This is a genomic window from Erysipelatoclostridium sp. An173, assembly GCF_002160495.1.
GTDB classification, from domain to species: Bacteria; Bacillota_I; Bacilli_A; order Erysipelotrichales; family Coprobacillaceae; genus Thomasclavelia; species Thomasclavelia merdavium.
The window spans coordinates 21,566-43,740 of the sequence record NZ_NFKR01000010.1; the positions used below are offsets into that span (position 1 = coordinate 21,566).

Sequence of the window (22,175 nt, forward strand, 5' to 3'; positions counted from 1 at the left end):
ACTTTTTAAATTTGATAATCAAAAAACAGAAATTCAAACGAATTTCTGTTTTTATCTTTTTAAACTAATTATAATATTTTAAAATTTTTTATAAAATATACTCTTCGATAAATTTACCAATTCCATCACTATCATTATCATCACAAATATAATCAGCAACACTCTTAGTTTTGTCACTACCATTTTCCATGACAACACCAACACCAGCGTTTAAAGTCATATCATAGTCATTATCAGCATCACCAAATGAACATATATCAGCCATAGATATACCGTGTAATTTCATAACTTCTTTTAAACCATTAGTTTTAGATACTCGTGGATCCATATATTCATATAAAATACTAGCTGTTTTTAATGAAGCTGATTTATAATTTGGATTTGAAAAAGATTTACTTTTTTCAATAACAGTATCCATATACTCTGGTTTACAAATTATTATTAATTTAGCACGTGGTTTGCTTAAAAACTCATTAAAATCAACTACTTGATAATCAACTCGATCATCTTTTGCTAATTTACGAATATATTCATCATCTTTAGGTGAAAATAATATTCCTTGATCTGGAATAGCGAAATTTAAATCCATGCCTTCATAATGACGCATAATGTCTTTGATTAATTCACCATCAAGAGGATAGCTTGATTTTTCAACATTTAATTGATAATCATAGATTTCACTTCCACCAGTACCAACTATAGTATCTACTAAGCCTGCAATTCCCCATGTCTTTAAAAGTGTTTTAACACTGTGAACATCTCTACCAGTACTTAAACCAAATAAAATTCCTTTGTCACGAGCTTTTTTTATTGCTTCTACAGTCATTGGACTTACAATACCTTCATTATTTAATAATGTGCCATCTACATCACACATAATTGCTTTAATATTATCTAATTTACTCATCTTTTCTTCCTCCGCTTGCTACTAATTATTTTAGTAAGGGATTATTTATTATCAAACAATTTTAATTTATTTGTAATTTATTATCATAAATACTTCATCTTGTAATTATTTTTTTGATAAAAAAATAACAATTATTAAAAGCTAACTATTACGTTAGCTTTTAATCAACATCTTTAATTTTCTTTTCAATTTCATCAATGACTATTTTCATTGCTTTAATACGAGCATACTTTTTATCATTAGATTCTAATACAAACCATGGTGCAAATTCAGTATTAGTTTTTTGTAACATCTCAGTAACCGCATTTTCATATAAATCCCATTTTTCACGATTACGCCAATCTTCATCAGTAATTTTCCATTGTTTTTCTGGTGTGTTTTGACGTTCTGTAAATCTTGCTAATTGCGTATCTTTATCAATTTGTACCCAGAATTTAATTACTACTGCACCCCAATCAGACAATTCTTTTTCAAATTCATTCATTTCATTATAAGCTCTTTGCCAATCATTTTCACTACAGAATCCTTCCAGCCGCTCAACCATTACCCGACCATACCAGGTCCGATCATAAATAGCCACATGACCGTCTTTTGGAAGGCGTTTATAAAAACGCCAAAGATAATGTCGATTAATTTCACTTTTATCAGGAGCAGCTATTGGATATACTGTATAACCCCGTGGATCTAATCCAGAAGTAACTCTTTTTATATTACCACCTTTTCCAGCAGCGTCCCAACCTTCATAAGCAATAATAACCGGTATTTTTTTACGATAAATAATATTATGTAATTTTCTAAGTTTTTTACGACATTTTTTTAATTCTTTACGATATGTTTCTTCATCGATTGTTAAACTTAAATCACATTCATTAAGATTAATTGTTTCCCTTAGTGGATAAATATTATCAATGATCAAGGCATCTTTCTTTTCGTGATCTAAACGATTTTGAATACAACTCATTAAAGTTTCTAATACTTGCAATTGCGCTAATTTTTTATTAGTAGCATCAATAACATACCATGGTGCATAAGCTGGATTAGTTTGATTCATGTAATCATTATATAGATTCAAATATTCATCATAATGTTTATTTTGCCAAATATCATCATCACTAATACGCCATTTAGTATTTTTATGCTTTAATAATCGTTTCATTCTTTTAGCTTGTTCTTCTTTAGAAATGTGGAAGAAGAATTTAATTACTAAATAACCATTATCTACTAATGTTCGTTCAAAATTATTGACACTTTGAACTCTTGCAACATATTCTTTTCTAGAAATATCTTGATAAATATACTGTTTTACAATATCATTCATCCAGCCATGATCATAAAATGTTGCCATTCCATTTTCTGGAATTCGTATAAAGTGACGATATAAAAATGGTTTTCGAGTCTCATCCTCACTAATTTTATTCATTGTTTCAACAGTATAAAAACGGGGATCCATGTTTTGAATAACCTTACCTAAAGTCGTCCCAATTCCAGAAGCACCCCAGCCTTCAAATAAAACAACTACTGGCAATTTCTTTTCTTTTAATACCATTTGTTTTCTAGATAACTCTAGCTTAGCATTTTCTAAACATTCCTCAATATCATCTGCCAATTCTATTTCTTCAAACCTATATTCTTTTAACATAACTTTCCTCCTTGTTTTTATTTTAGCACTCTAGTGTAAGCGCTTAAAGTGAAATAAATTAAAAAGCGCCAAAATTACTCAATATCTTATTTTTTACCTTATATTCAAGTAAAATAATCATTAATCAAGGAGTTTTTTATTAATGGACTACTTTTTATCGTAATAAAATACTAATTCAAAATATGAAAATATTTATATCTATGGTATAATATTTATAAAGATAAACCCACTAAGTGATAATCTAAAATGATTATCACTTTTTAAAAAAGAGGTCTTGTATGAAAGAAACATATAGTAAGAATTATTTTGAAAAATATGCTGCTTTAACCCTAATGAAAATTTTAAATGTTGCAGAAAATCAAATTATCCAATCAGATCGACCAGATTTACGTATTCCAGATTGTAATTATGGAATCGAAGTAACGCAGGCTTTAACTCCTGTGGAAGCTGTAGCCGATATTAAAAAACCACTTTATGCTATCTTACAAATAAATCCTTTTGATCATAATGAAGATGATTTAGAATTTGTAATGCAAAAAATTGATAATGCAATTGAAAGAAAAGAGCAAAAAAGTAAAAATTATCAAAAATATTTAAACAACGGTTTATACATTTTTTCCCATTGTCATAATTTACCAAAACATTTACTTGAAGAATATTTTAATAACCATCCATTAACAGATAGTTTCTATCAGCATATCTATATTAATTGTGTTAGTCATGTTTATCATTATCAATGTATTGATAATACTTTTGAACGCATTAACTATCATTATAGTGAATTATCTAAAATGAATCATATTGCTTTAGAATTTGAAAAACATTGTAAGAAAACTAGACGTAAAATTATCTTATAAACAATCCAGCCACATTTCTAGTGGCTTTTTTATATTACAAAAAAGCGAGCATTGCTCGCTTAGGTATTAAGACGATACTTCCAGCCACCTTTTAAAAATCTTCTAGCTAATAAAAAGCAGCGACTAACATTATCTATAACCATCATAACCCAAACCGCTTCAATTCCTAAATTTAATAAATTAATCATAATAAAGCTGCCGGTTACTCTAATTCCCCACATCGTTATTAAAGAAAATACAAATGGTGCTTTAGTATCACCCATTCCATTGAATGTTCCCTCTAAAATAATTAAAATACCGTAGAACGGTTCCGAAACTGAAACTATTCTTAATACCCGGGCTCCTAATCTGATTACTTCTGGATCAGGTGTAAAAATGCCCATTAGATTTTCTGCAAAAACAAACAATAATCCCCCACAAATAATCATCAATAACACTGTCATGGCACAAATTAAATAAGTTACTTCTTTTACCCGATGTTCACTTTTTTGTCCAATGGCATTACCAACAAGCGTAGAAGCCGCACTTTGAAAACCATAACCTGGTATATAAAAAGCTTGTTCTGCTTGAATGGCAATTGTATGAGCCGCAAACCGAACAACTCCCAGCTTAGCTATCAGCGAAGAAAAAGTAACTTGACCCAGACAAATAACACTTCTTTCTAAGACTACTGGAATTCCTATCGATAGACATTCTTTAAATTCAGCTGGATAAAAATGAAAGCCAGTTTTCTTAAAATTAAAAGTTGGATTTCGATAATAGCGAACAAACATCATAACACCACCAGCTACAAATGATATTGCAGTAGCAATAGCGGCGCCAGCAACCCCCATATTGGCACCATAAACAGTAATTCCAAATATTTGGCGCGTTGGATAAATTAAAAAGAAATTAAAAACAATATTTATTAAATTCATATATAAACTTATTAACATCGGTGTTTTCATATCACTGACACCACGTAATAACGACGATAAAATCAATACTGTACATCTAAATAATAATGGAATAGAAATAATCAAAAAATATGTAGTTGCATCCTTACGAATAGCTGGTGCACCATTTAACCAGCCCGGCAAATACGGAGCAATGGCTACACAAATAACCGTCAATGTCAACCCAACTATCAATGTAAAAAAAAGTGCCTGCTGTCCAGTTCTTTGGACTTTTTCATGATTATTAGCCCCTACAGCCTGGGCACATACGGCCAATATCCCTACCCCAAAAGCAATTGCAATACTTGTTACTAACCAGCATACAGTCGATGTTAATCCAACTGCTGCAGAAGCATTAGCACCTAGTGCTCCAACCATCGCAGTATCAACATAAGAAACAACAACATTCATCGCTTCTTGAATTATTGCTGGCCAAGCTAAAAATAAAATTGGTTTAATCTGCTTTTGATACTTTTCCACATTTTCACCTCCATCAAATCACATTATCATTATACACATTTTTTATAATTCTTAAATAATAAAATCTCTAATCATTCGACTAGAGATCCAATTAAATAACAAAATTTATTTCAATATTTCTACCAGTTCTTTTATATATTCTTGAATTGATTTATTTTCAACTCCTAAAACATGTCCAGAACATTTACTTACTGGTATAAAATATTTTGTTGCTTCACTAGCACTAATTGCACTAGCCATCGCTGGTGAAACTTCTCCATACATTGAATTAGCAAAAACAAAACCAATGGGACCAACGATCATCTTAGCATTTTTAGCATTATAGATAATTGCATTTTCACCTGTTGCCACAACATCAGCCCCAGCTTTTTTCATTCGATTAGTAGCTGCACTATTGGTTCCAATTGCAATTATAAACAAATCATCTAATTCCTTTTTTAGTATTTCAACAACACTACTGCCAATTCCACCACCTTGGCCATCAATTACAACTATTTCCCTTTTTTCATTTGTCATATACTAATTTAATATCCCTTCTAAAGATTACTTTTTTATATTATACTCCTTAAAGCAAACTTCAAGTCAAGAAAAATAACAACTATTCATTAATAATTGATGGATTATAAACACTAGGTGATTTTAATGTTCTTACCAAAACTTCGGCCTGCTCTTTAGTTAACTGACTTGGTTCAACATTGTAATAATAGTTACTTGCTGCTTTAATACCATAATTGCCTTCACCTAAATATGTAATATTTAAATACATCTCTAAAATTTCATCTTTACTATAATCTCTTTCCAATTGCCAGGCGATAAATACTTCGGCAAATTTTCTATCTAAACTTTTTTCAAAACTTAGACATAAATTTTTAGCTAATTGTTGTGTTATCGTACTGCCACCTTCTTTATAAGACCAGGTAGCTAAATTCGTCAACATAGCTCGAGTTAAACCAATATAGTCTACACCATGATGCTGATAAAAACGATGATCTTCACTTTCAACAACTAGTTCAACATATACATCAGCTATTTCATCAAGCTTTACATAATCTTCTTTGTTTTGTAATTCTGCAACTCTTTGTTCAATATTCTTTTCCTCAATTACATCCTGATAAACTTTATAACCTTGATAAGCATAAAATCCACAAAATATTAAAGCAATAAGTATTATGATAACAAATAAACGGAAAATAATTTTTTTCATACAAATCCCTCTTTTATATCTAATACTATTATAATAACTACAATAACTATATTTTTCCATCGATATGCATTACATAACCTTACAAAATCGTCACTTTATAATATTAAAAGATAGCTAACTGCCTAGCTATCTTTTAATCATGAAAATATCCGGGGAAAGATATATCTTGTAGTCTGTTTGAAAAAGGATTGAAAAAACAATGTAAATATCTTTGACTACGCTTGTAATTATATTAAAAGAATTTCGAAATAATGAGTCACTAATTTATAAGATTATCAACCATTTTTGGTAAAATATGTTTTAAGAATTATATAGCTTAATAGCTATTTGATAAATTCTTTTTAAAACAAATTCTAATTCCGCTTTAGTAACTCGTGAAATACTTAACCTAATACTTTGCTCATTATTATAGTTATAATAGCTGCTATGATTAGTTGATACGTAAATATCTTCTTTTTCTAATTTTTTTACTAATAGATCACTATTAATCTTTTTTGAAAATTTTAACGTAAAATAATAACCAGATTTGCCACCTATTAATTCAATAATTTGATTATCCCATTCTTTTGTAATCTTTTTTACAACCTTTAATTTACTTTGAATTTCTTTAGCGATTGTTTTAGATTGAAATTGATAAATATCACTACGAATATAAGCTTCTAAAGTTGCCTGTGAAACTAGTGATGGCATATGATAAGAGTAATAATATGATAGTTTGGTCATTTTATCCATTGTTTCTATAAAATCATCGTCTACAACAGCAATACCAATTCTTATAAATGGAATTGTTTTAGTATAACTACGTAAATAAATACAATGATCTCGATTAGAAAAATAATATAACGGTAAATATTTGGGAATTGGATCATAATGACTAAAATAATCATCTTCAATAATATAAACATCGTATTTTATTGCTAGTTCCATAATTTTTTTTCGTGTTTGATGGTCATAATAAGTTCCTAAGGGATTATGATGACGAGGAATAGTATAAAAAAACTTGATTTTTTCGTATTTAAAAATACGTTCTAGTTCTTTTAAATCAATACCATATTGATCTCGTTTAATTACTTTAACTGGTAATTTCATTTCTTTTAAATATTTTATATAAAACGAGTAACTAGGTTCTTCGATTAAAATAGTATTTTTTCCATTTGGAAACGGACTATTAGAAAAAATCGTCAACATTTGCATGATTCCTTGAATCAAATAAATATTTTTTTCACTAGTATAAATTCCATCTAATTGTAAATATGATGGTAATATTTCATTTAAACTATCAACTCCTCTTACAGTCAAATCTAATGTTTTAAACGAATAAAGTTCAGCAGCAATATTTAAACACTGTTTCATTTCGTTAAATAAATGACTGTTTACTAGAGGGTTACCTGTCTCTAAATGATAACCTTCATGATTATTAGATTGGATTCTAATTCCATCAGCAATGTAATATCCACTTTGTGGTTTAGAAAAAATTAAACATTGTTTTTCTAAAGTTTCATATGCTTTTAAAACAGTCCCCTTGCTTACTTGATATTGATTGGCCATTATCATTAGTGATGGTAATTTATCACCAGGTTTGTATTTATTATTTTGAATATTTCTTTTTATATCAGCCACAATTTGTTCATAGTATTTCATTTTTATCACCTACATTAATATTATAGCACAAATTGTACTAGTACAGTTTAAAGTTATAGCTATTGTATTTTTATTAATAAGCAATATAATTTAAGTATCGATAGGTTAAAAAAGGAGAAATAGATAAATGGAAAAAAAAGAATCTGTAAAAATTGTTACTATTGGTGGTGGGAGCAGTTATACTCCAGAATTAGTTGAAGGTTTTATCAATCGTTATGATACTTTACCAATTAAAGAATTATGCTTAGTTGATATTCCTGAAGGTAAAGAAAAATTGGAAACTGTTGGGGCGTTAGCTCAAAGAATGGTTAAAAAAGCTGGATTACCTATGAAAGTCACTTTATCTTATAACCGCAAGGAAGCTTTAAAAGGTGCTGATTTTGTCACAACACAAATGCGTATCGGTCGTTTACCATCACGTATTTTAGATGAAAGAATTCCTATTTCTCATGGTATGATTGGTCAAGAAACAAACGGTGCTGGAGGAATGTTTAAAGCTTTTAGAACTATTCCTGTTATTTTAGACATCGTAAAAGATATCCAAGAAATATGCCCAGATGCCTGGTTAATTAACTTTACAAATCCTGCAGGGATGGTTAATGAAGCAATTTATCGTTATACTGATTTTAAACGGGCAATTGGTTTATGTAATGTTCCTGTAAATATGGTAAGTGGTTTTGCAAAAATGTTAAACGCTAAAGAAGAAGATGTAACAATGGAAATCCAAGGTGTTAATCACTTTATCTTTGCAACTGATGTTTTTGTAAATGGTGTTTCTCGTTTTGATGAATTATTAGATCGTTATGCAAACTTAAAAGAAGAAGATACTATTCAAATGAAAAACTTCGTTTCTTTACCATATTCACCATCATTTATCAAAGGATTAAAGGCTATTCCATGTCCTTATCATAATTATTACTTCTATACTAAAGAACAATTAGAAGAAGAACAAGAACAATTTAAAACTGGTACAGTTCGTGGTGAAGTTGTTAGTAAAACAGAGGATGAATTATTTGAATTATATGGTCATGAAGAATTAGCAGTTAAACCTAAACAATTAGAAATGCGTGGTGGTGCTAAATATTCTGATGCAGCTTGTAACTTAATTCAATCTATCTATAATAATACTGGTGATATTCAATATGTTGATGTAAGAAATAATGGAGCTATTGCTGACTTACCAATGGATAGCGCTGTTGAAGTTGCTTGCCGCATTACTGCTGATGGTCCAAAACCAGTAGCAACTGGAGCATTAAAATTACCAATTAGCGGTTATGTTCATATGATGAAATCATTTGAAAGATTAGTATGTGAAGCTGCGGTTACGGGAGATCGTGATTTAGCAGTTACTGCTTTAAATATCAACCCATTATGTCCTAGTGATGCTCTTGCTAATATCGTTGTTGATGAGTTAATTGAAGCTCACAAAGAATATTTACCACAATTTACAAAAAATAAATAATATTTTAAAAATACAATAAAGACAGTTTCAAAACTGTCTTTATTGCTTTAATCAATCTTCTTTATTACTATTTCATAATTATTTTCATTTAAATACAATATTAAATATGTTAACGGTAAAGAAAATCGTTTACGACCACAACTACCAGGATTTAAATATAATGTTTTCCCCTTTTGATAACAAGCTAATTGATGCGAATGACCATAAATATAAAAATCAACATCCTTTTTTTGATGCAATTCATGAATTAAATAAAAAGAATGACCAGCAATCTCAAAATATTCTTCTTCATTTAAATCTAAATTATCATTATTCCCTTTTACTACATAAACCTTTGTTAGTTGTTGTAGTTCATCTAATATCTCTTTTTTTACAATATCTCCTGCATGAATGATATAATCACAATCTTTTAAATCATTAATAACTACTTCTTTTAATACATTATGAGTATCTGAAATAATTCCAATTTTTAACATCTTTAATCTTTACCTTTTATATTATTACTCTTTAAAAAATCCTCTAATTCCTGATTTGATAAATCTTTTTGTTTAGTATTGAAATAACGCATCGTATCTTTAACTTTGGCACTTATATAGGCATTATAATCTATTTTCTCACGGTAGATAGTATAAAACTCATAAACATAAGCTAAACCACCTTGAGCTTTAATACTATTTTTTAACGTATCTACTATTGTTTCAAAATCAAGATTAGTAGCAATATATAAAAATACCTTAGGTCCCACAATTTTAATGATATAAATTCCATCAATATCATCATATTTTCTATTATTGATCCATTCCATTAACCTTTTATATCTTGCCGCTATTAAAACTATTACCACAACATATTACCCTTTCTTTATATTAATATTTAATTTCAAATGAATGTTCTGAAGGTTGTATCGTTAAATCTTCAACTTCTATATTATCAATAATAATATAACGAATATTTTGCATTTCCTTTATTAATTGTTGTATCTTAGTTTCTTCACCTTGAAAACAAGCCTCAACTGAACCATCATAAAGATTACGGACCCAGCCAGTTAAATTAAGCGCAGTTGCTTTTTGATATGTAGTAAAACGAAAACCAACGCCTTGAACTCGTCCTTTAAAAATATAATGTTTTCTAACAAGCATATAAGTAACCTCCTAACCATGCAATAATTATATCACAAATATAACTTTATATAGCATAATAAAAGCACCTCTATTTTAAATAGAAGTGCTAGTTTTTAAACTGATTTAACTTACGAGTTTTCTTTGTTACTATATATAAAATTGTAAGTGGTCTATAATTAACACACTTAAAATTTAATGTAAATCCAATTAAAATATGAATGTAAATTTTATTAAAAATCTTATTTTATCTCATAAAACCAATATTTTTAGACCTGTTTATGGTATAATTTTTGTCATAGAAAGGTGTTGATTTTTGATGGATTTTTCCACTATGTCCAGAAAACAGCTAGAACAGTTTGCTGAAGATTATTATCAAAAATACCAGAATGCCCAGCATAATGCTGAATTATATCTTAATCAGCTGAATAGATTAAAAAATGACAAATATGGTAAAAAATCTGAAAAGATATCTACCATTCAACCAACTCTTGATCTATTTGATGAGGCTGATGAACTGGCAGCTGCTGATGAATATAATGAAAAACGAATCAATGTCAAAAGCCATTCTCGCAAACCAAAAATCAATGCTATGAATCATCTTCCTGAAGATATTGAAACAGAAGTCATTGAACATGACACTGAAGACAAAACATGTTCCAAATGCGGTGGTCAGCTACATCTGATGAATGTCATCGAGAGAAAAGAACTTGTAGTCATCCCCCGAAAAGTTAAATTACGAATTCATAAGATATACGAATACGGTTGTAGAAACTGTGAAAAGAATGATGATTGCGGAATCATAAAAGCACCAGGACCACAACTATTATTTGATAAATCACCAGTTTCGATAGAAACCGTGGGTTATCTGATGGATATGAAATATAATCTTGGAGTGCCATTAAAAAGAATTGAATCTGCAATGAAAGTAGAGGGGATAATATTTCCCAGAAACACATATGCAAGATGGATGATCGAAACAGCCAAAAAATATTTAATGGTTATCTATGATCATCTTCACAAAAAGCTGCTTGATCATGATCTGATCATGGCCGACGAAACACATTACAGGATATATGGTGAAAAAGGGAAAAAACGTCTAGGAAAGACATATATATGGATCTATAGAACAGGGCCATATGTTAAACACCCAATAATTCTTTACCAATATGATGGAGGAAGGAATGGCAATATACCAAAATCATTTTTAACAGAATACAGCGGGTATCTATTGACCGACGACTATTCAGGATACAATAAAGTAACGAATGTAACACGCTGTCTTTGTCATGCCCACAGCAGACGCAAATATGTTGAAAATATCAAAGGTAAGGGGAAAAATGTTCATGAGGATATGCCAGAGATAAAAATTGTAGAAATGTACAAAGAAGTATTCAAGGCAGATAAAAAACTCTTAGAAAAGTATCAGGATAATTATGATAAGATCAGGGAACTGCGAAATCAGGATTTAAATGAAAATGGTGAAGATATCAGCGTAAAGGCGAAACTTGATGATCTTTATAAATATCTGGAAAAGCTGTATGATGAAGTCATGCCAGGCAGTCCGCTTTATCAGGCACTAAGCTATAGCATAAGCAATAAAGAATGGCTGTATAATTTTCTAGATGATGGACGAATTCCATTAACCAATAATTTGACGGAATTGAGTGTAAAACCAGTCATCAACGTAAGAAAATCAGCAATATTCTTTGGCAGTCCTGATGGTGCAAGAAGCAGTGCGTGTATCTTATCGCTGATACAGACAGCCAAGGAAAATGGTATATCTCCATACCGATATATCTGCACGGTATTAAAATATATGGTTGAGCGAAAGGATGATTCTGGAAACATAAACATAAACGAAGATGAACTGGAATCATTAATGCCATGGAACATAAAGAAAGCTCAGGTATCAAAAACTTGATACCTTTTTGAGCCTGGATCAAAAGATCCTTTGCTTCATTTCATGGAATGCTTTGGACTGATGAATACTTAAACCATCAAGCAGCCAGCTAAGCTGCTTTTTAGTGATCAGCATAGCTTCGTTTTCATCATTGGGCCATTGATATTTAGATTTGTCGGTAACGGTCTTAGTATAAAGTTCAAAACCATTGATGCACCAGTGAAGAACCTTAATCGATTTCCTGGTTCTATTGGAAAAGATAAACACAGCATCAGAAAAGGGATCAAGATCGTAGATATCCCTAACCATAGCGGCTAGAGAAAGCATCCCTTTTCTAAAATCAGTGCGACCAGTAATGATGTAAATACGTTTGACATTGTTGACATCAAGAATCATAGGATAAGCATCTGATAACAGATCTAAGCAGTTCTTAATCGAAACCAGGGAAAAGCTTTAATCTAAAACCATTATATTCCAATTGGATGAAAGAATTTTTGTTCATACTAATAGATCTAAGCTCAATTACTTTTTTAGTATGATCAGATTTTTGCTTATGATAATGATATTTCATATCATCAATGGAAACATGATGACGATTACAGAAATCGATCATAGATATAAAGTTCTGGTTGGATTTGTATTGATCGATCAAAGCATTCCAGTCAATTGTTTCGTTATTTTTATTCATTATAAGTGAACCTCCTTTGCGAGTATTATCTCACAATCATCGGTTCACTTATAGTGTGTTAATTATAGACCACTTACAGCCATTTATGGACTGTGCTGTCAGCAATACCAAATTGTTTAGCAACAGCTACTTTAGATTTATTTGGATGCTCCAACACATATTGTACTACTCCTTGTTTAAATTCATCTGTAAATATTGGTTTAGTCATTGTCATATACCTCTTTCCTGTTTTTTGATTTAAGCTTATGACATTGTACCATATACTAGCTAGTTCTTCCATTTAACCGGTACAGTTTTTATTCTAGTATCAATAACTTATAAGATGCTGAAAGACTAAAGTTAACCTTTGTCTCTTTAATGTGAAATTTAATTTTTTATTTTAGAAATTAATATATTGTTATCGACAAGGGTTAATAAATTTGGGGAAATATGAAAAATAATGCAAAATAATTATAAAAATAGACTATAATAGAGCATATAGGTACTGATTGTGAGTTTAAAGATCTTTGGTAAGTATTAATTATGTGTTAAATATAAATATTATTTTTTATTTGATTGATTTTAGAAAACGTAATTGTTTAAGGAACTAAGTTTTATCTTTAGTATAATTTATAAATCACAAATGTAAGAATTATACTTTATTGTTATGAATTTAGTTATGATTATAACAAATTAACTTAAAAAATATGTTATTACTAGAAAGGTGATGTGATTATGGAAGAATGGAATTTTCCTGCTGCAAACGGATTAGGTATACAAGGAATTTCAAATAGTGGTGTTGAAACATTTAAAGGAAAAATAATGGAATCTTTAACCAGGGAGATTTGTCAGAATTCATTAGATGCTACTAATGGATGCAAACCAGTAAAATTGGAATTTTATAAATCTACAATCCCAAAAGAATTTTTTCCTGGTTACGTAACATTGAAAGAGTATATGTATGATGCAAAAAGATATTGGGAACATAGGGGAAATAAAAAGTCTATAGATTTCTTTAATCATGCATGCAAGGTTCTTGAGTCTGAATATATTCCTGTTTTGCGTATAAGTGATTTTAATACAACAGGATTAACAGGCAGTGATGATAAAGAAGAAAATTCATCATGGTTTAGTATGGTTTGTTCCGAAGGAGTATCAAATAAGACAGGATCCAATAGTGGTAGCTATGGGATTGGTAAATCTTCTATTTATGCTGCATCATCTTTACGTACAGTTTTCTTTAACACTTATGATAAGGATGGAAAATCTGCGGCACAAGGTGTTTCTAAATTAGCTACTTTTATAACAAATGGAGAGAAAAAGTTTGGTAATGGATTTTATGGAGTTTTACAGTCAGATGGATCAACAACATGTTGTGAGACGATTGATGAATTAGATGAAATCAATTATAGAAGTGAATATGGAACTGATATATTTATTATGGGATTTAATGATTATTCAGATTGGCAAGATAAAATCATCATATCACTTTTAGAAAACTTCCTCTTGGCAATTTACAATTCTGAATTAGAAGTAAAAATTCAAGATGTAATAGTGAATAAAAATAGTCTAAAAGAACTATTAGAAAAATACAAAGACAAACCTGATGGATGCGCTTCTGCTTTTAATTATTATCAAGTTTTACTGTCTGATGAAGAAGTATATGAAAATACTAATCTTTTTGATGGAATAACTGGAAAGGTAAAATTGAAAATCAAAATTTTTAAAGATTCACTTGCTAATAGAACGGTATTAATGTCAAGAAGTAATGGCATGAAATTATTTGATAAAAATCGTATTTCTAAAAGTATTCAATTTTCTGCAATCCTAACAATGGAAGGAGAAAAATTAAATCAATATTTTGCTAGAATGGAAGATCCTACCCATACGTGTTGGCAGCCAGATCGTTATGACCATGAAAAAAATATAAAAAAGGCAGAAAAAGTTCTTAAAACTTTAAACAAATGGATTAAGGATACGATAGTTCAAAAAGGTACTGAGAGTTACGGAGAAGAAATTGATATTAAAGGATTGGAAGGTTTACTACCAGAATTCTACGAATTATCTAAAGATAAGAAAAAACATGAATCTTTAGAAAATAAAAAGTCTAAAGTTACAATTAATAAAAAAGATAAAGTAAAACAATCGATTAATTATAAGACTTCATCAAATGAAAATTCATATTATGAATATGAAGATACTGGATCGTTAGATGATAATGGAGAATATGATACAAAAGATGTACCTCGTAATGATCATAGTAAAAATAAAAACGGTGAAGGAGCGCCTCATCAAGGAAATGACAAGGATGGGAATAGGCCAATTATAAAGTTTTCAGAAGTGAATAATTATAAAAAACGTATTTTTATAAGTGACATTAATAAAAATGAATATACGATTAAATTATTGGTAAATCAAAATATAGAAGATTACAGATTGCAAGTTTATATTTCAGGAGAAACAACAAATGTTGAGGCTAACATTCTGTCTGCAACCTCTGACGGAAGAAATTTAAAAGTTACTCAAAATACAATACATATCGGGAGAATATACAAAGGATTTTTTAAAATAATTCGATTTTCAATAGAATCAGACTACCAATGTAATTTGGAGGTGAAATTATATGCAAATAAGAAATAGGCTATTTTCATATCCTGTTTATTCTAGTGACGTTGATGATTATATTGTAAATGAATTTGCCTTTGAATATAATATAGAAAATGATGAAGAATCAATAAAGATTATTTATACAACCAAAATTTCAAACAAATTTATTTTAAATGGAATTGATAAAGAAGATATAAAACTAACCATTCTTGTTGAATGTTCAAAAACTGCGTATAGACAATTATTTATATTAAATGATTTGAAAGGTGTTATCGAGATAGCCTCACATTTGTTGTCCGCAAAAGTTGAAATATGTTGTTTATTACTAGCAAATAAAAATTTCATCATAAATAAAGAAAGTGGTATTAGTTCAGATTATTTGGACGCATCATTCAGTATAAATAGAGGGTATATCGTAGGATATGATAATGCTTATGCTTTTATAGTTGATAAGGATAAAGAAGAAAATTATAAATCCTCATCAATCATCTCTGTAGTAAAAAAACTAGATTTGGATGATTACATGGATGTGGATTTAGAAAATGATAATAAAATTAAAATTCAATTAGGGGATGAAATGTATCAATATTTTGTTCAATTACAAGGACAAGATAAGCTACCGGTTATACATAGTATGATCGTTCTTCCGGTTTTAGTATATGTGATTGATCAAATTAAGGATTATACAATGAGAGAAACTTATGAAGATCGTTATTGGTATAGATGTATTGCTAAACAATTAGAAATATTAAATATTGGTATTGATAGTCAGATTTTTGAAAGTAAATCGTCAGTGTCTATTGCACAAGAACTATTAAAAGCTCCGATTAAAAATGCATTGTATGATTTGACATCAGTAGAAGGAGGGGATTAGAGTGAAACTACATTTCTTTAAAGAGGATGCTTTAGATTATTTTAAAGCTAATGTGAAATCTAATATCACACATTATTCTGATTTAAACAATGAATGGATTTATGAACAATATGAAGAGCCATTTGAAGAAATTAATATTAATTGTGAACCATTTAAATTATACATAAATCCAGATGAACCAACAAAAATGGATTTAGAAAATATCAAATTATTATATCCTGCATTAAAAGAGTTGACTGAATCACAAGCGTGTGATGAAAGATTGTGGACTGGATTAGCACATAGCGATTTTTTTGAATATATCCAAAAACGATGGAGCAATCCTAGAGAATCTAACAACATGAAAAAGGAAAATTATATTCTATCTAGATATTTTTTTTCTCAAGATCCAAAATCAAAAGTTAGACATACTTTAGCAAAATTATGGTGGTTAGGTAAAATGCTTTACGATGAGACTAATCAAGATGACCCTTTACATTTTGCAGATACTCTTGGTAGAAAAGATATGGCTACAAGGATTAATGATGTTTTTACAAGTAATTTCAGTAGAAATATTCATTTATTACGCCCTTTCTTAAATGTCATAGATTACTATGAACTAAATGGTAGAATTATTTCACAAGACTATTTTAGATCCTTAGTACAATATTTGAATGTTATCGGTGGTATTTATGTATTAGATTTTCTTGACGAAAATGATATTGAGTTAAAGTTAAAAGATCGTATTGAATATTATGATAAATTTGGTGCTGATGTTGTAAAAGGAATTAAGAAGAAGAGAATAAATATAAATAGTGAACTTAGAGTATTAAGTAAAAACAAAAATAGAATATTCAAACTGACGATTGATGAAAATAATATCTCTTATTTTTTGAATAAAAAAGTAAATGATTTGGTTTCATATAAAAATGATGAATTAAAAATCTTATTGATATATTAAAAATTACTTATATATTTTTTAATAAGTATTTGTGAATAGAATGTTTAAATTTGTAGTGATGAAGACATTTCATGTAATAAATAAAATATTAATATTCGAGATTAATAAAGATTTATAGTAACCCTATCTAATAATTTATATAAAAAAAGAAGTGATAAAATGCTGTTTTGTCCTATACATAAAAAAATCGAACTATTAAAAACGGATGATATACCACAAATTGTTAATGGATCAACATATTATGTATCTGTATTTTTTTGCAAAAAGTTTGGTAAATATATTATGCATTAGGATAAGATGATAAACATATTCCAGGGATAGCTTGTACTTACAAAAATTCTTCAATTGTATATGTATCAAGATATCTTAGTGCCAAAAATAAGGGGGAACAAAAACCCTATAATCCAAAAAAAAGAGCAAACAGAAAAAATTAAAGAAAGATACGTCTAAAAATAAAAAATCAAAACAACGGCAATACAATCATTCTTCATAAATTTAAAAGTAATAAAGAAGCTGATTATTTAGTTGAAAAGTTTAACAAAATAGATTTTGATTATCCTCAACTAATGGTAAATGATAAATCTATAAATGAAATCATTAGTAAAATATTTGCTTCTGGAATAGACTAAAGTTGCGTTATTAGAAATGTGTCAATTTTTCACACTGATAAAAATAAGAAAGAATTTTTAGTAAGAAAGATACAAAAAATATAATAATAAAACAGTTAAGATAATTTGCATATTATTTTCTCAAATTATTTTAACTGTTTTTATTATATTTATTAATTTTATTTGACTCGTTCTTTCATTTTTTTGTTCAAATAATCTGCTAATCAACAGTTAGAAGATGTAAATATTATTGAGAATACAATTAAAAGAGAAAATGACATATCTATTAAGGTAAGTTTTGCATTTAATAAAATTAGTGCAAATTGCCTTTTTGATTTAATTACTGAAGATAACACAAAAGCTATGCTAAATAAAACGATGACAGAATTGAAGTTATGGGATGACTAACTTGACTAGAAAGAACAGTTATCATTATATAGGATGAGCGCATTAAAATATATTTATTTTTTTATTGATTTTGAAGAACGAAACATTCACTTTCTAACAATTTCTGATTCTGAAACTGATTTAAAGAATTTTAAAAAATATTTAACTAAAAATGAAGTTAATATTTATGGGAATACTTCTTCAAAAGATAGATGGAAGTTTAGTATTGATACGGAAATACAAAGTACTTCCAATAATAATGGAGCATCTTTAGATTTTATTTCAAATGATGGAGAAATTGATATTGAAAATATTGACTTAGAGGTTTGGGATGAATTTAGAAATTATGTTGTTTTTGAGGATAAAAAACTTTAACATTAGAAAAATGTGTTGGTAAAATTAAGGATACATATGAAATCCCTACTTATCATGAACTTGTTTTTAGACTACCTGAATCAATTGTTGATCTTTTGGAAATAGAATTAGAAAACATTTCATTTATAAGAGATGATCTAATTAGAAGAATATATCGAAATTTTGATACTGATGGATTTGTTGTCTTGTCTCAATTAAGTGATATAGTTTTAAATAAAAGATTGAAGAAAGCCATTATCGATTAAAAAATCCGAAATACGATTGCACAAGGACTGGATATGTGGCTCTTTGACATTAATAAGGCAAGGTTACCAAAAAATATCAAAGAGATAAGTAATTGGAAAAATCCAAATCTAAATGAACCACAAAAGAGTGCAGTGAGAAAAATGGTTTCAGCTCCTGATGTATGCCTGTTGCAAGGTCCTCCTGGCAGTGGGAAAACAAAAGTAATAGCTGAAGCCATTTATCAATTTGTTTCTCAGAATAAAAGGGTTTTAGTTGCATCTCAGGCAAATTTGGCTGTAAATAATGTTTTAGAACATTTAATTTCATTGCCGAACATTAGGGCAGCCAGACAATCAGATTATAACAAAAAATGAGGAATAGAGACCCCTTATAAAATTTTAAAGGCCATATACGACATGTCCTCATAATATTTTAAAGGGCATCTTTCTCCTCATCAGATTTTATAATACCTATTTATCGAAAACATAATTCTATTTCTCATCTTTGAAAAGTTTAGAAATCCATTGGTATTTTTAGGATTGTTTTTATTCTTGAATTTTTATTTCTTCAATCTTGGCATTGGATATTCAAGGAGATATGTTTTTTTGTTTTGATGTGTTATTTCTTGTTGTAATAATTAAAATTTATTATTTTCCCATTAAAAAAGTGAAAATATTTAAATATTGACAAAGATCTATCCCCTTTACAGATAGATCTTTTTATGATCTAATTAGTATTAAGGAGAGTAGAAAAATGTCAAATTGGAAAGCAACAACATTTAAAGCTAGCGAATTAACAGATAAAATTAAAAATCGAGATATAAGAGTTCCACATTATCAAAGAGGGCAAGTTTGGAAACAAGGTCAGAAAGATAAACTAATTGATTCTATTAAAAAGGGTTATCCGTTTGGAACCATATTATTGTACGAAAAAGAAGATCATACATTTCAATTAATTGATGGATTACAAAGGTCTTCTACAATATATGAATATTTGCATTCACCGGCAAAATTTTATCGAGATTCTGATATTAGTGATGAAACATTAGAAATTATATTCAATCATATTGCCTCTAATGGTGAGAAGAAAGCAATCAAAAATAAAATTAAAAATACTATTTGTGAATGGGTTAAAGATAATAATAAGACGCTAAATGATGTAAAAAATATAAATTATATTGATTGTGCCCAAGAGATCCAAAAACAATTTCCAACATGCACTGATAAATCAATAATTGAGATATCATTGATTTTAAGAGATCTATTTTCAAAATTCAAGGAAGAATGCGAAGATCTGGCCAATGCGGAAATACCTGCTATCATTTATACAGGAAATCCTGACAATCTACCCGAAGTATTTAATCGTATTAATTCCAGAGGAACAATTTTGTCCAAATATCAAATTTTATCAGCTAATTGGTCAACTAAAATATATACAATAGATGATAATAAATTAGATGATATTATTAGTTATGTTGATAATTTTTATGTCTCAATTTTAGATAAAAACTTTACGGTTGATGGTTATGATATTAATGAAATAAGAAAATCAAGACAATTGAATTTATATCAAGTCTTGTTTGGTTTTAGTAAAATGTTGATAAAAAGATATCCACAGTTATTTGGGAAACCAAAAAAAGATAAGGAGGTTGAAAGTTGTGGATTTAATTTGGTAAATTGCTGTCTTGCAAATAAAAACAGTAAATTAGCTGATATGCCAAAAATATTGAATATTGTGTTTGATAAGGATGATAAAAAAATAAATCAATTTCTAATTAATATTTTAGACGTTACTAACACAATATATAAATTGCTTAAACCATATTTAAATTTTAAACTAAATAAAAGAGATAGTTCTGAAATCTATCATACAGAATTTCAAATATGTTCAATGATCGGAAATTATTTTAATGCTAAATATTCTACTTTAACATATGATGATAATCAAATAGTAATTGGGAGAAATATTGAAATTGAAAGATCAAATAAATCATTTAAAAAATTCAAAAAAGAATTTCGGAAAAATGCATTTAAAAGATATCTTATCGATATTTTAAATGATTATTGGCGCGGGACAGGTGATAAGCGAATGGATGATGTTTCGATTAATTACCATTATTATACTTCTGATGTTACTGAAGAAAACATCGAAAATGAATTAGATCATTGGTTTAGACAAGTTATCAATAATAGACATGAGGCTGAGAAGGTGGCTACACCTAAGAGGGCAGATAAATTATTATTAAGTATTATTTATAATCGTTCATTTACTGCTTATGAACAAGACGATGATGTTACTTATGATATAGAACATTTAGCACCTAAAGGCAAACTTAAAACAATGATGAAAAAGTTACCAAAAATCGAGGGTGTAAAGTATGGTTTACCTATAAGTTCTTTTGCAAATCTTTGCCTTTTAAGAGAAGAAATAAATAGAAAAAAGCGAGATAAGACTTTATACCAAGATGATAAATATTTATTTGTTTTAAAAGAAAAAAATATATCATTAGAAGAAATAGAACAAAAGTTTAGTTTTACAACAAAAGAAGATTTAAATTGGTTAGATCAAGATTATAATGACTTTGCTCAACTTAAAGATGCTTATATTAATTTTTTAGAATTAAGATTTAAAAAACTGAAAACTATTATTATTAATAATTTATTTAATAGAAGCAATTGCGAAATTTTTAAAACAACTTATAATATACAATCATTTAAATCAATTAATCTTGAAAGCTTTATTAAACCTATAGATACACTTCATCAAATAGTACTATTATCAAAAGAAAACTCTAATGAAATTATTTCAAGTTTAAAAGGTTGGCAAAAGGAAATATTTCTTATAATTGATCAATTTGAAAACAATGTATTTACTCTATCAGATTTATACAGTTATGAAGAAGAGCTACATAAAAAACACCCTACTAACAATAGTATTAAATCTAAAATTAGACAAACTCTACAACAACTTAGAGATTTAGAGTTAATTAAGTTTTCTAATAATAAAGGCGAATATATACGTTTGTGGAAATAGAAAATAGTATTGACATTTTAATAATTATGATCAACTATTAAACGTGGTGATAATAAATGAAAAACTATAAAATAACTATTCTTGAACATCTATCAAAAGATTTCACAGTTGTAGCAAATTCTAAAGATGAAGCGTTAGTAAAAGTTAAAGAGATGTATGATGACTGTGAAATTATTTTATATCCTGAAGATTGTGATGTAATAACTGAATATGTATTAAATGAAAACGATTGAGATATCTTTTAGTTACGTACTAAAAGATATCTTTTTTTATATTCTAACAGTTTTTTTGATTTTGATCTATCCTATTATAA

Annotated in this window: 22 protein-coding genes; 10 read left to right on the plus strand and 12 right to left on the minus strand. The window is 28.4% G+C overall.

Annotated features, from left to right (window positions below):
- Positions 1–88: 88 nt before the first annotated feature.
- Positions 89–907: a Cof-type HAD-IIB family hydrolase gene (locus B5F09_RS06090; protein ID WP_087372632.1), complete on the minus strand. Its 819-nt coding sequence runs from the start codon at positions 905–907 to the stop codon at positions 89–91.
- A 160-nt stretch (positions 908–1,067) separates the two neighbouring features.
- On the minus strand, positions 1,068–2,546 hold the full coding sequence (gene pap, locus B5F09_RS06095) for a polyphosphate:AMP phosphotransferase (RefSeq protein ID WP_087372635.1): 1,479 nt from the start codon (positions 2,544–2,546) through the stop codon (positions 1,068–1,070).
- A gap of 278 nt (positions 2,547–2,824) precedes the next feature.
- Between pap and B5F09_RS06100 the strand changes: the two genes are divergently transcribed.
- Positions 2,825–3,403 (plus strand): hypothetical protein, encoded by a 579-nt coding sequence (locus B5F09_RS06100; RefSeq protein ID WP_087372638.1) that lies wholly within the window; start codon positions 2,825–2,827, stop codon positions 3,401–3,403.
- Between the two features lie 59 nt (positions 3,404–3,462).
- On the opposite strand, the gene B5F09_RS06105 is transcribed toward B5F09_RS06100, so the two are convergent.
- From B5F09_RS06105 to B5F09_RS06120, 4 genes are all read right to left on the minus strand, one after another.
- The gene (locus tag B5F09_RS06105; protein WP_087372641.1) at positions 3,463–4,818 is read right to left on the minus strand and encodes an MATE family efflux transporter; all 1,356 of its coding nucleotides are present in this window, start codon (positions 4,816–4,818) and stop codon (positions 3,463–3,465) included.
- A gap of 105 nt (positions 4,819–4,923) precedes the next feature.
- Positions 4,924–5,334 (minus strand): DUF3842 family protein, encoded by a 411-nt coding sequence (locus B5F09_RS06110; protein WP_087302155.1) that lies wholly within the window; start codon positions 5,332–5,334, stop codon positions 4,924–4,926.
- An 82-nt stretch (positions 5,335–5,416) separates the two neighbouring features.
- Positions 5,417–6,022, minus strand: a complete 606-nt coding sequence (locus tag B5F09_RS06115; RefSeq protein ID WP_087372644.1) for a biosynthetic peptidoglycan transglycosylase — start codon at positions 6,020–6,022, stop codon at positions 5,417–5,419.
- A 300-nt stretch (positions 6,023–6,322) separates the two neighbouring features.
- Entirely contained in the window at positions 6,323–7,663 is a 1,341-nt protein-coding gene (locus B5F09_RS06120) for a PLP-dependent aminotransferase family protein (protein ID WP_087372647.1), read from the minus strand.
- A gap of 127 nt (positions 7,664–7,790) precedes the next feature.
- Here B5F09_RS06120 and B5F09_RS06125 point away from each other — a divergent pair, with 127 nt between their 5' ends.
- Entirely contained in the window at positions 7,791–9,125 is a 1,335-nt protein-coding gene (locus B5F09_RS06125) for a 6-phospho-beta-glucosidase (protein ID WP_087372650.1), read from the plus strand.
- Between the two features lie 47 nt (positions 9,126–9,172).
- On the opposite strand, the gene B5F09_RS06130 is transcribed toward B5F09_RS06125, so the two are convergent.
- Genes B5F09_RS06130 through B5F09_RS06140 form a run of 3 tightly spaced genes read right to left on the minus strand, consistent with a single transcriptional unit; the run spans position 9,173 to position 10,264 of the window.
- A complete protein-coding gene (locus B5F09_RS06130) occupies positions 9,173–9,601 on the minus strand; it encodes a metallophosphoesterase family protein (protein WP_087302163.1) in 429 nt (142 codons plus the stop codon).
- 2 nt (positions 9,602–9,603) lie between these two features.
- Positions 9,604–9,969 (minus strand): hypothetical protein, encoded by a 366-nt coding sequence (locus tag B5F09_RS06135; RefSeq protein ID WP_087372653.1) that lies wholly within the window; start codon positions 9,967–9,969, stop codon positions 9,604–9,606.
- A 22-nt stretch (positions 9,970–9,991) separates the two neighbouring features.
- Entirely contained in the window at positions 9,992–10,264 is a 273-nt protein-coding gene (locus B5F09_RS06140) for an acylphosphatase (RefSeq protein WP_087372657.1), read from the minus strand.
- A gap of 298 nt (positions 10,265–10,562) precedes the next feature.
- Here B5F09_RS06140 and tnpC point away from each other — a divergent pair, with 298 nt between their 5' ends.
- Positions 10,563–12,167: an IS66 family transposase gene (gene tnpC, locus B5F09_RS06145; RefSeq protein ID WP_087372660.1), complete on the plus strand. Its 1,605-nt coding sequence runs from the start codon at positions 10,563–10,565 to the stop codon at positions 12,165–12,167.
- Positions 12,168–12,185: 18 nt separating this feature from the next.
- Here the strand turns inward: tnpC and tnpB are convergent, their stop codons facing one another.
- The 3 genes from tnpB to B5F09_RS15295 all read right to left on the minus strand — a co-directional run bounded on the left by tnpB (position 12,186) and on the right by B5F09_RS15295 (position 13,042).
- Positions 12,186–12,542 (minus strand): IS66 family insertion sequence element accessory protein TnpB, encoded by a 357-nt coding sequence (gene tnpB / locus B5F09_RS06150; protein ID WP_087372663.1) that lies wholly within the window; start codon positions 12,540–12,542, stop codon positions 12,186–12,188.
- A 34-nt stretch (positions 12,543–12,576) separates the two neighbouring features.
- Positions 12,577–12,834, minus strand: coding sequence for a hypothetical protein (locus B5F09_RS06155; protein WP_087372667.1), 258 nt, complete (start codon positions 12,832–12,834; stop codon positions 12,577–12,579).
- 73 nt (positions 12,835–12,907) lie between these two features.
- Positions 12,908–13,042: a transposase gene (locus B5F09_RS15295; RefSeq protein WP_143357489.1), complete on the minus strand. Its 135-nt coding sequence runs from the start codon at positions 13,040–13,042 to the stop codon at positions 12,908–12,910.
- 506 nt (positions 13,043–13,548) lie between these two features.
- Between B5F09_RS15295 and B5F09_RS06160 the strand changes: the two genes are divergently transcribed.
- The 7 genes from B5F09_RS06160 (at position 13,549) to B5F09_RS06190 (ending at position 22,095) form a co-directional block, all read left to right on the plus strand.
- The gene (locus tag B5F09_RS06160) at positions 13,549–15,453 is read left to right on the plus strand and encodes a hypothetical protein (protein WP_087372670.1); all 1,905 of its coding nucleotides are present in this window, start codon (positions 13,549–13,551) and stop codon (positions 15,451–15,453) included.
- On the plus strand, positions 15,437–16,294 hold the full coding sequence (locus tag B5F09_RS06165; RefSeq protein ID WP_087372672.1) for a hypothetical protein: 858 nt from the start codon (positions 15,437–15,439) through the stop codon (positions 16,292–16,294). Before B5F09_RS06160 ends, B5F09_RS06165 begins: the two co-directional genes overlap by 17 nt.
- Position 16,295: 1 nt before the next feature.
- Positions 16,296–17,234, plus strand: coding sequence for a DUF6339 family protein (locus B5F09_RS06170; RefSeq protein ID WP_087372675.1), 939 nt, complete (start codon positions 16,296–16,298; stop codon positions 17,232–17,234).
- 1,049 nt (positions 17,235–18,283) lie between these two features.
- A complete protein-coding gene (locus B5F09_RS06175) occupies positions 18,284–18,604 on the plus strand; it encodes a hypothetical protein (RefSeq protein ID WP_087372678.1) in 321 nt (106 codons plus the stop codon).
- A gap of 278 nt (positions 18,605–18,882) precedes the next feature.
- Positions 18,883–19,203 carry an AAA domain-containing protein gene (locus B5F09_RS06180; RefSeq protein ID WP_087372681.1) on the plus strand — a complete coding sequence of 107 codons (321 nt, stop codon included), beginning with the start codon at positions 18,883–18,885 and terminating at the stop codon, positions 19,201–19,203.
- 379 nt (positions 19,204–19,582) lie between these two features.
- On the plus strand, positions 19,583–21,862 hold the full coding sequence (locus B5F09_RS06185; protein WP_087372684.1) for a DUF262 domain-containing protein: 2,280 nt from the start codon (positions 19,583–19,585) through the stop codon (positions 21,860–21,862).
- A gap of 56 nt (positions 21,863–21,918) precedes the next feature.
- Positions 21,919–22,095 carry a DpnD/PcfM family protein gene (locus B5F09_RS06190; RefSeq protein ID WP_087372687.1) on the plus strand — a complete coding sequence of 59 codons (177 nt, stop codon included), beginning with the start codon at positions 21,919–21,921 and terminating at the stop codon, positions 22,093–22,095.
- The last annotated feature ends 80 nt before the right edge of the window (positions 22,096–22,175 follow it).

Bases quoted from the DNA above. Each gene is read 5' to 3' on its own strand.
- B5F09_RS06090 (WP_087372632.1), bottom strand. From the start codon at position 907: ATGAGTAAATTAGATAATATTAAAGCAATTATGTGTGATGTAGATGGC.
- pap (WP_087372635.1), bottom strand. From the start codon at position 2,546: ATGTTAAAAGAATATAGGTTTGAAGAAATAGAATTGGCAGATGATATT.
- B5F09_RS06100 (WP_087372638.1), top strand. From the start codon at position 2,825: ATGAAAGAAACATATAGTAAGAATTATTTTGAAAAATATGCTGCTTTA.
- B5F09_RS06110 (WP_087302155.1), bottom strand. From the start codon at position 5,334: ATGACAAATGAAAAAAGGGAAATAGTTGTAATTGATGGCCAAGGTGGT.
- B5F09_RS06115 (WP_087372644.1), bottom strand. From the start codon at position 6,022: ATGAAAAAAATTATTTTCCGTTTATTTGTTATCATAATACTTATTGCT.
- B5F09_RS06120 (WP_087372647.1), bottom strand. From the start codon at position 7,663: ATGAAATACTATGAACAAATTGTGGCTGATATAAAAAGAAATATTCAA.
- B5F09_RS06125 (WP_087372650.1), top strand. From the start codon at position 7,791: ATGGAAAAAAAAGAATCTGTAAAAATTGTTACTATTGGTGGTGGGAGC.
- B5F09_RS06130 (WP_087302163.1), bottom strand. From the start codon at position 9,601: ATGTTAAAAATTGGAATTATTTCAGATACTCATAATGTATTAAAAGAA.
- B5F09_RS06140 (WP_087372657.1), bottom strand. From the start codon at position 10,264: ATGCTTGTTAGAAAACATTATATTTTTAAAGGACGAGTTCAAGGCGTT.
- tnpC (WP_087372660.1), top strand. From the start codon at position 10,563: ATGGATTTTTCCACTATGTCCAGAAAACAGCTAGAACAGTTTGCTGAA.
- tnpB (WP_087372663.1), bottom strand. From the start codon at position 12,542: ATGATTCTTGATGTCAACAATGTCAAACGTATTTACATCATTACTGGT.
- B5F09_RS06155 (WP_087372667.1), bottom strand. From the start codon at position 12,834: ATGAATAAAAATAACGAAACAATTGACTGGAATGCTTTGATCGATCAA.
- B5F09_RS15295 (WP_143357489.1), bottom strand. From the start codon at position 13,042: ATGACTAAACCAATATTTACAGATGAATTTAAACAAGGAGTAGTACAA.
- B5F09_RS06160 (WP_087372670.1), top strand. From the start codon at position 13,549: ATGGAAGAATGGAATTTTCCTGCTGCAAACGGATTAGGTATACAAGGA.
- B5F09_RS06165 (WP_087372672.1), top strand. From the start codon at position 15,437: ATGCAAATAAGAAATAGGCTATTTTCATATCCTGTTTATTCTAGTGAC.
- B5F09_RS06175 (WP_087372678.1), top strand. From the start codon at position 18,284: ATGAGCGCATTAAAATATATTTATTTTTTTATTGATTTTGAAGAACGA.
- B5F09_RS06180 (WP_087372681.1), top strand. From the start codon at position 18,883: ATGTGGCTCTTTGACATTAATAAGGCAAGGTTACCAAAAAATATCAAA.
- B5F09_RS06185 (WP_087372684.1), top strand. From the start codon at position 19,583: ATGTCAAATTGGAAAGCAACAACATTTAAAGCTAGCGAATTAACAGAT.
- B5F09_RS06190 (WP_087372687.1), top strand. From the start codon at position 21,919: ATGAAAAACTATAAAATAACTATTCTTGAACATCTATCAAAAGATTTC.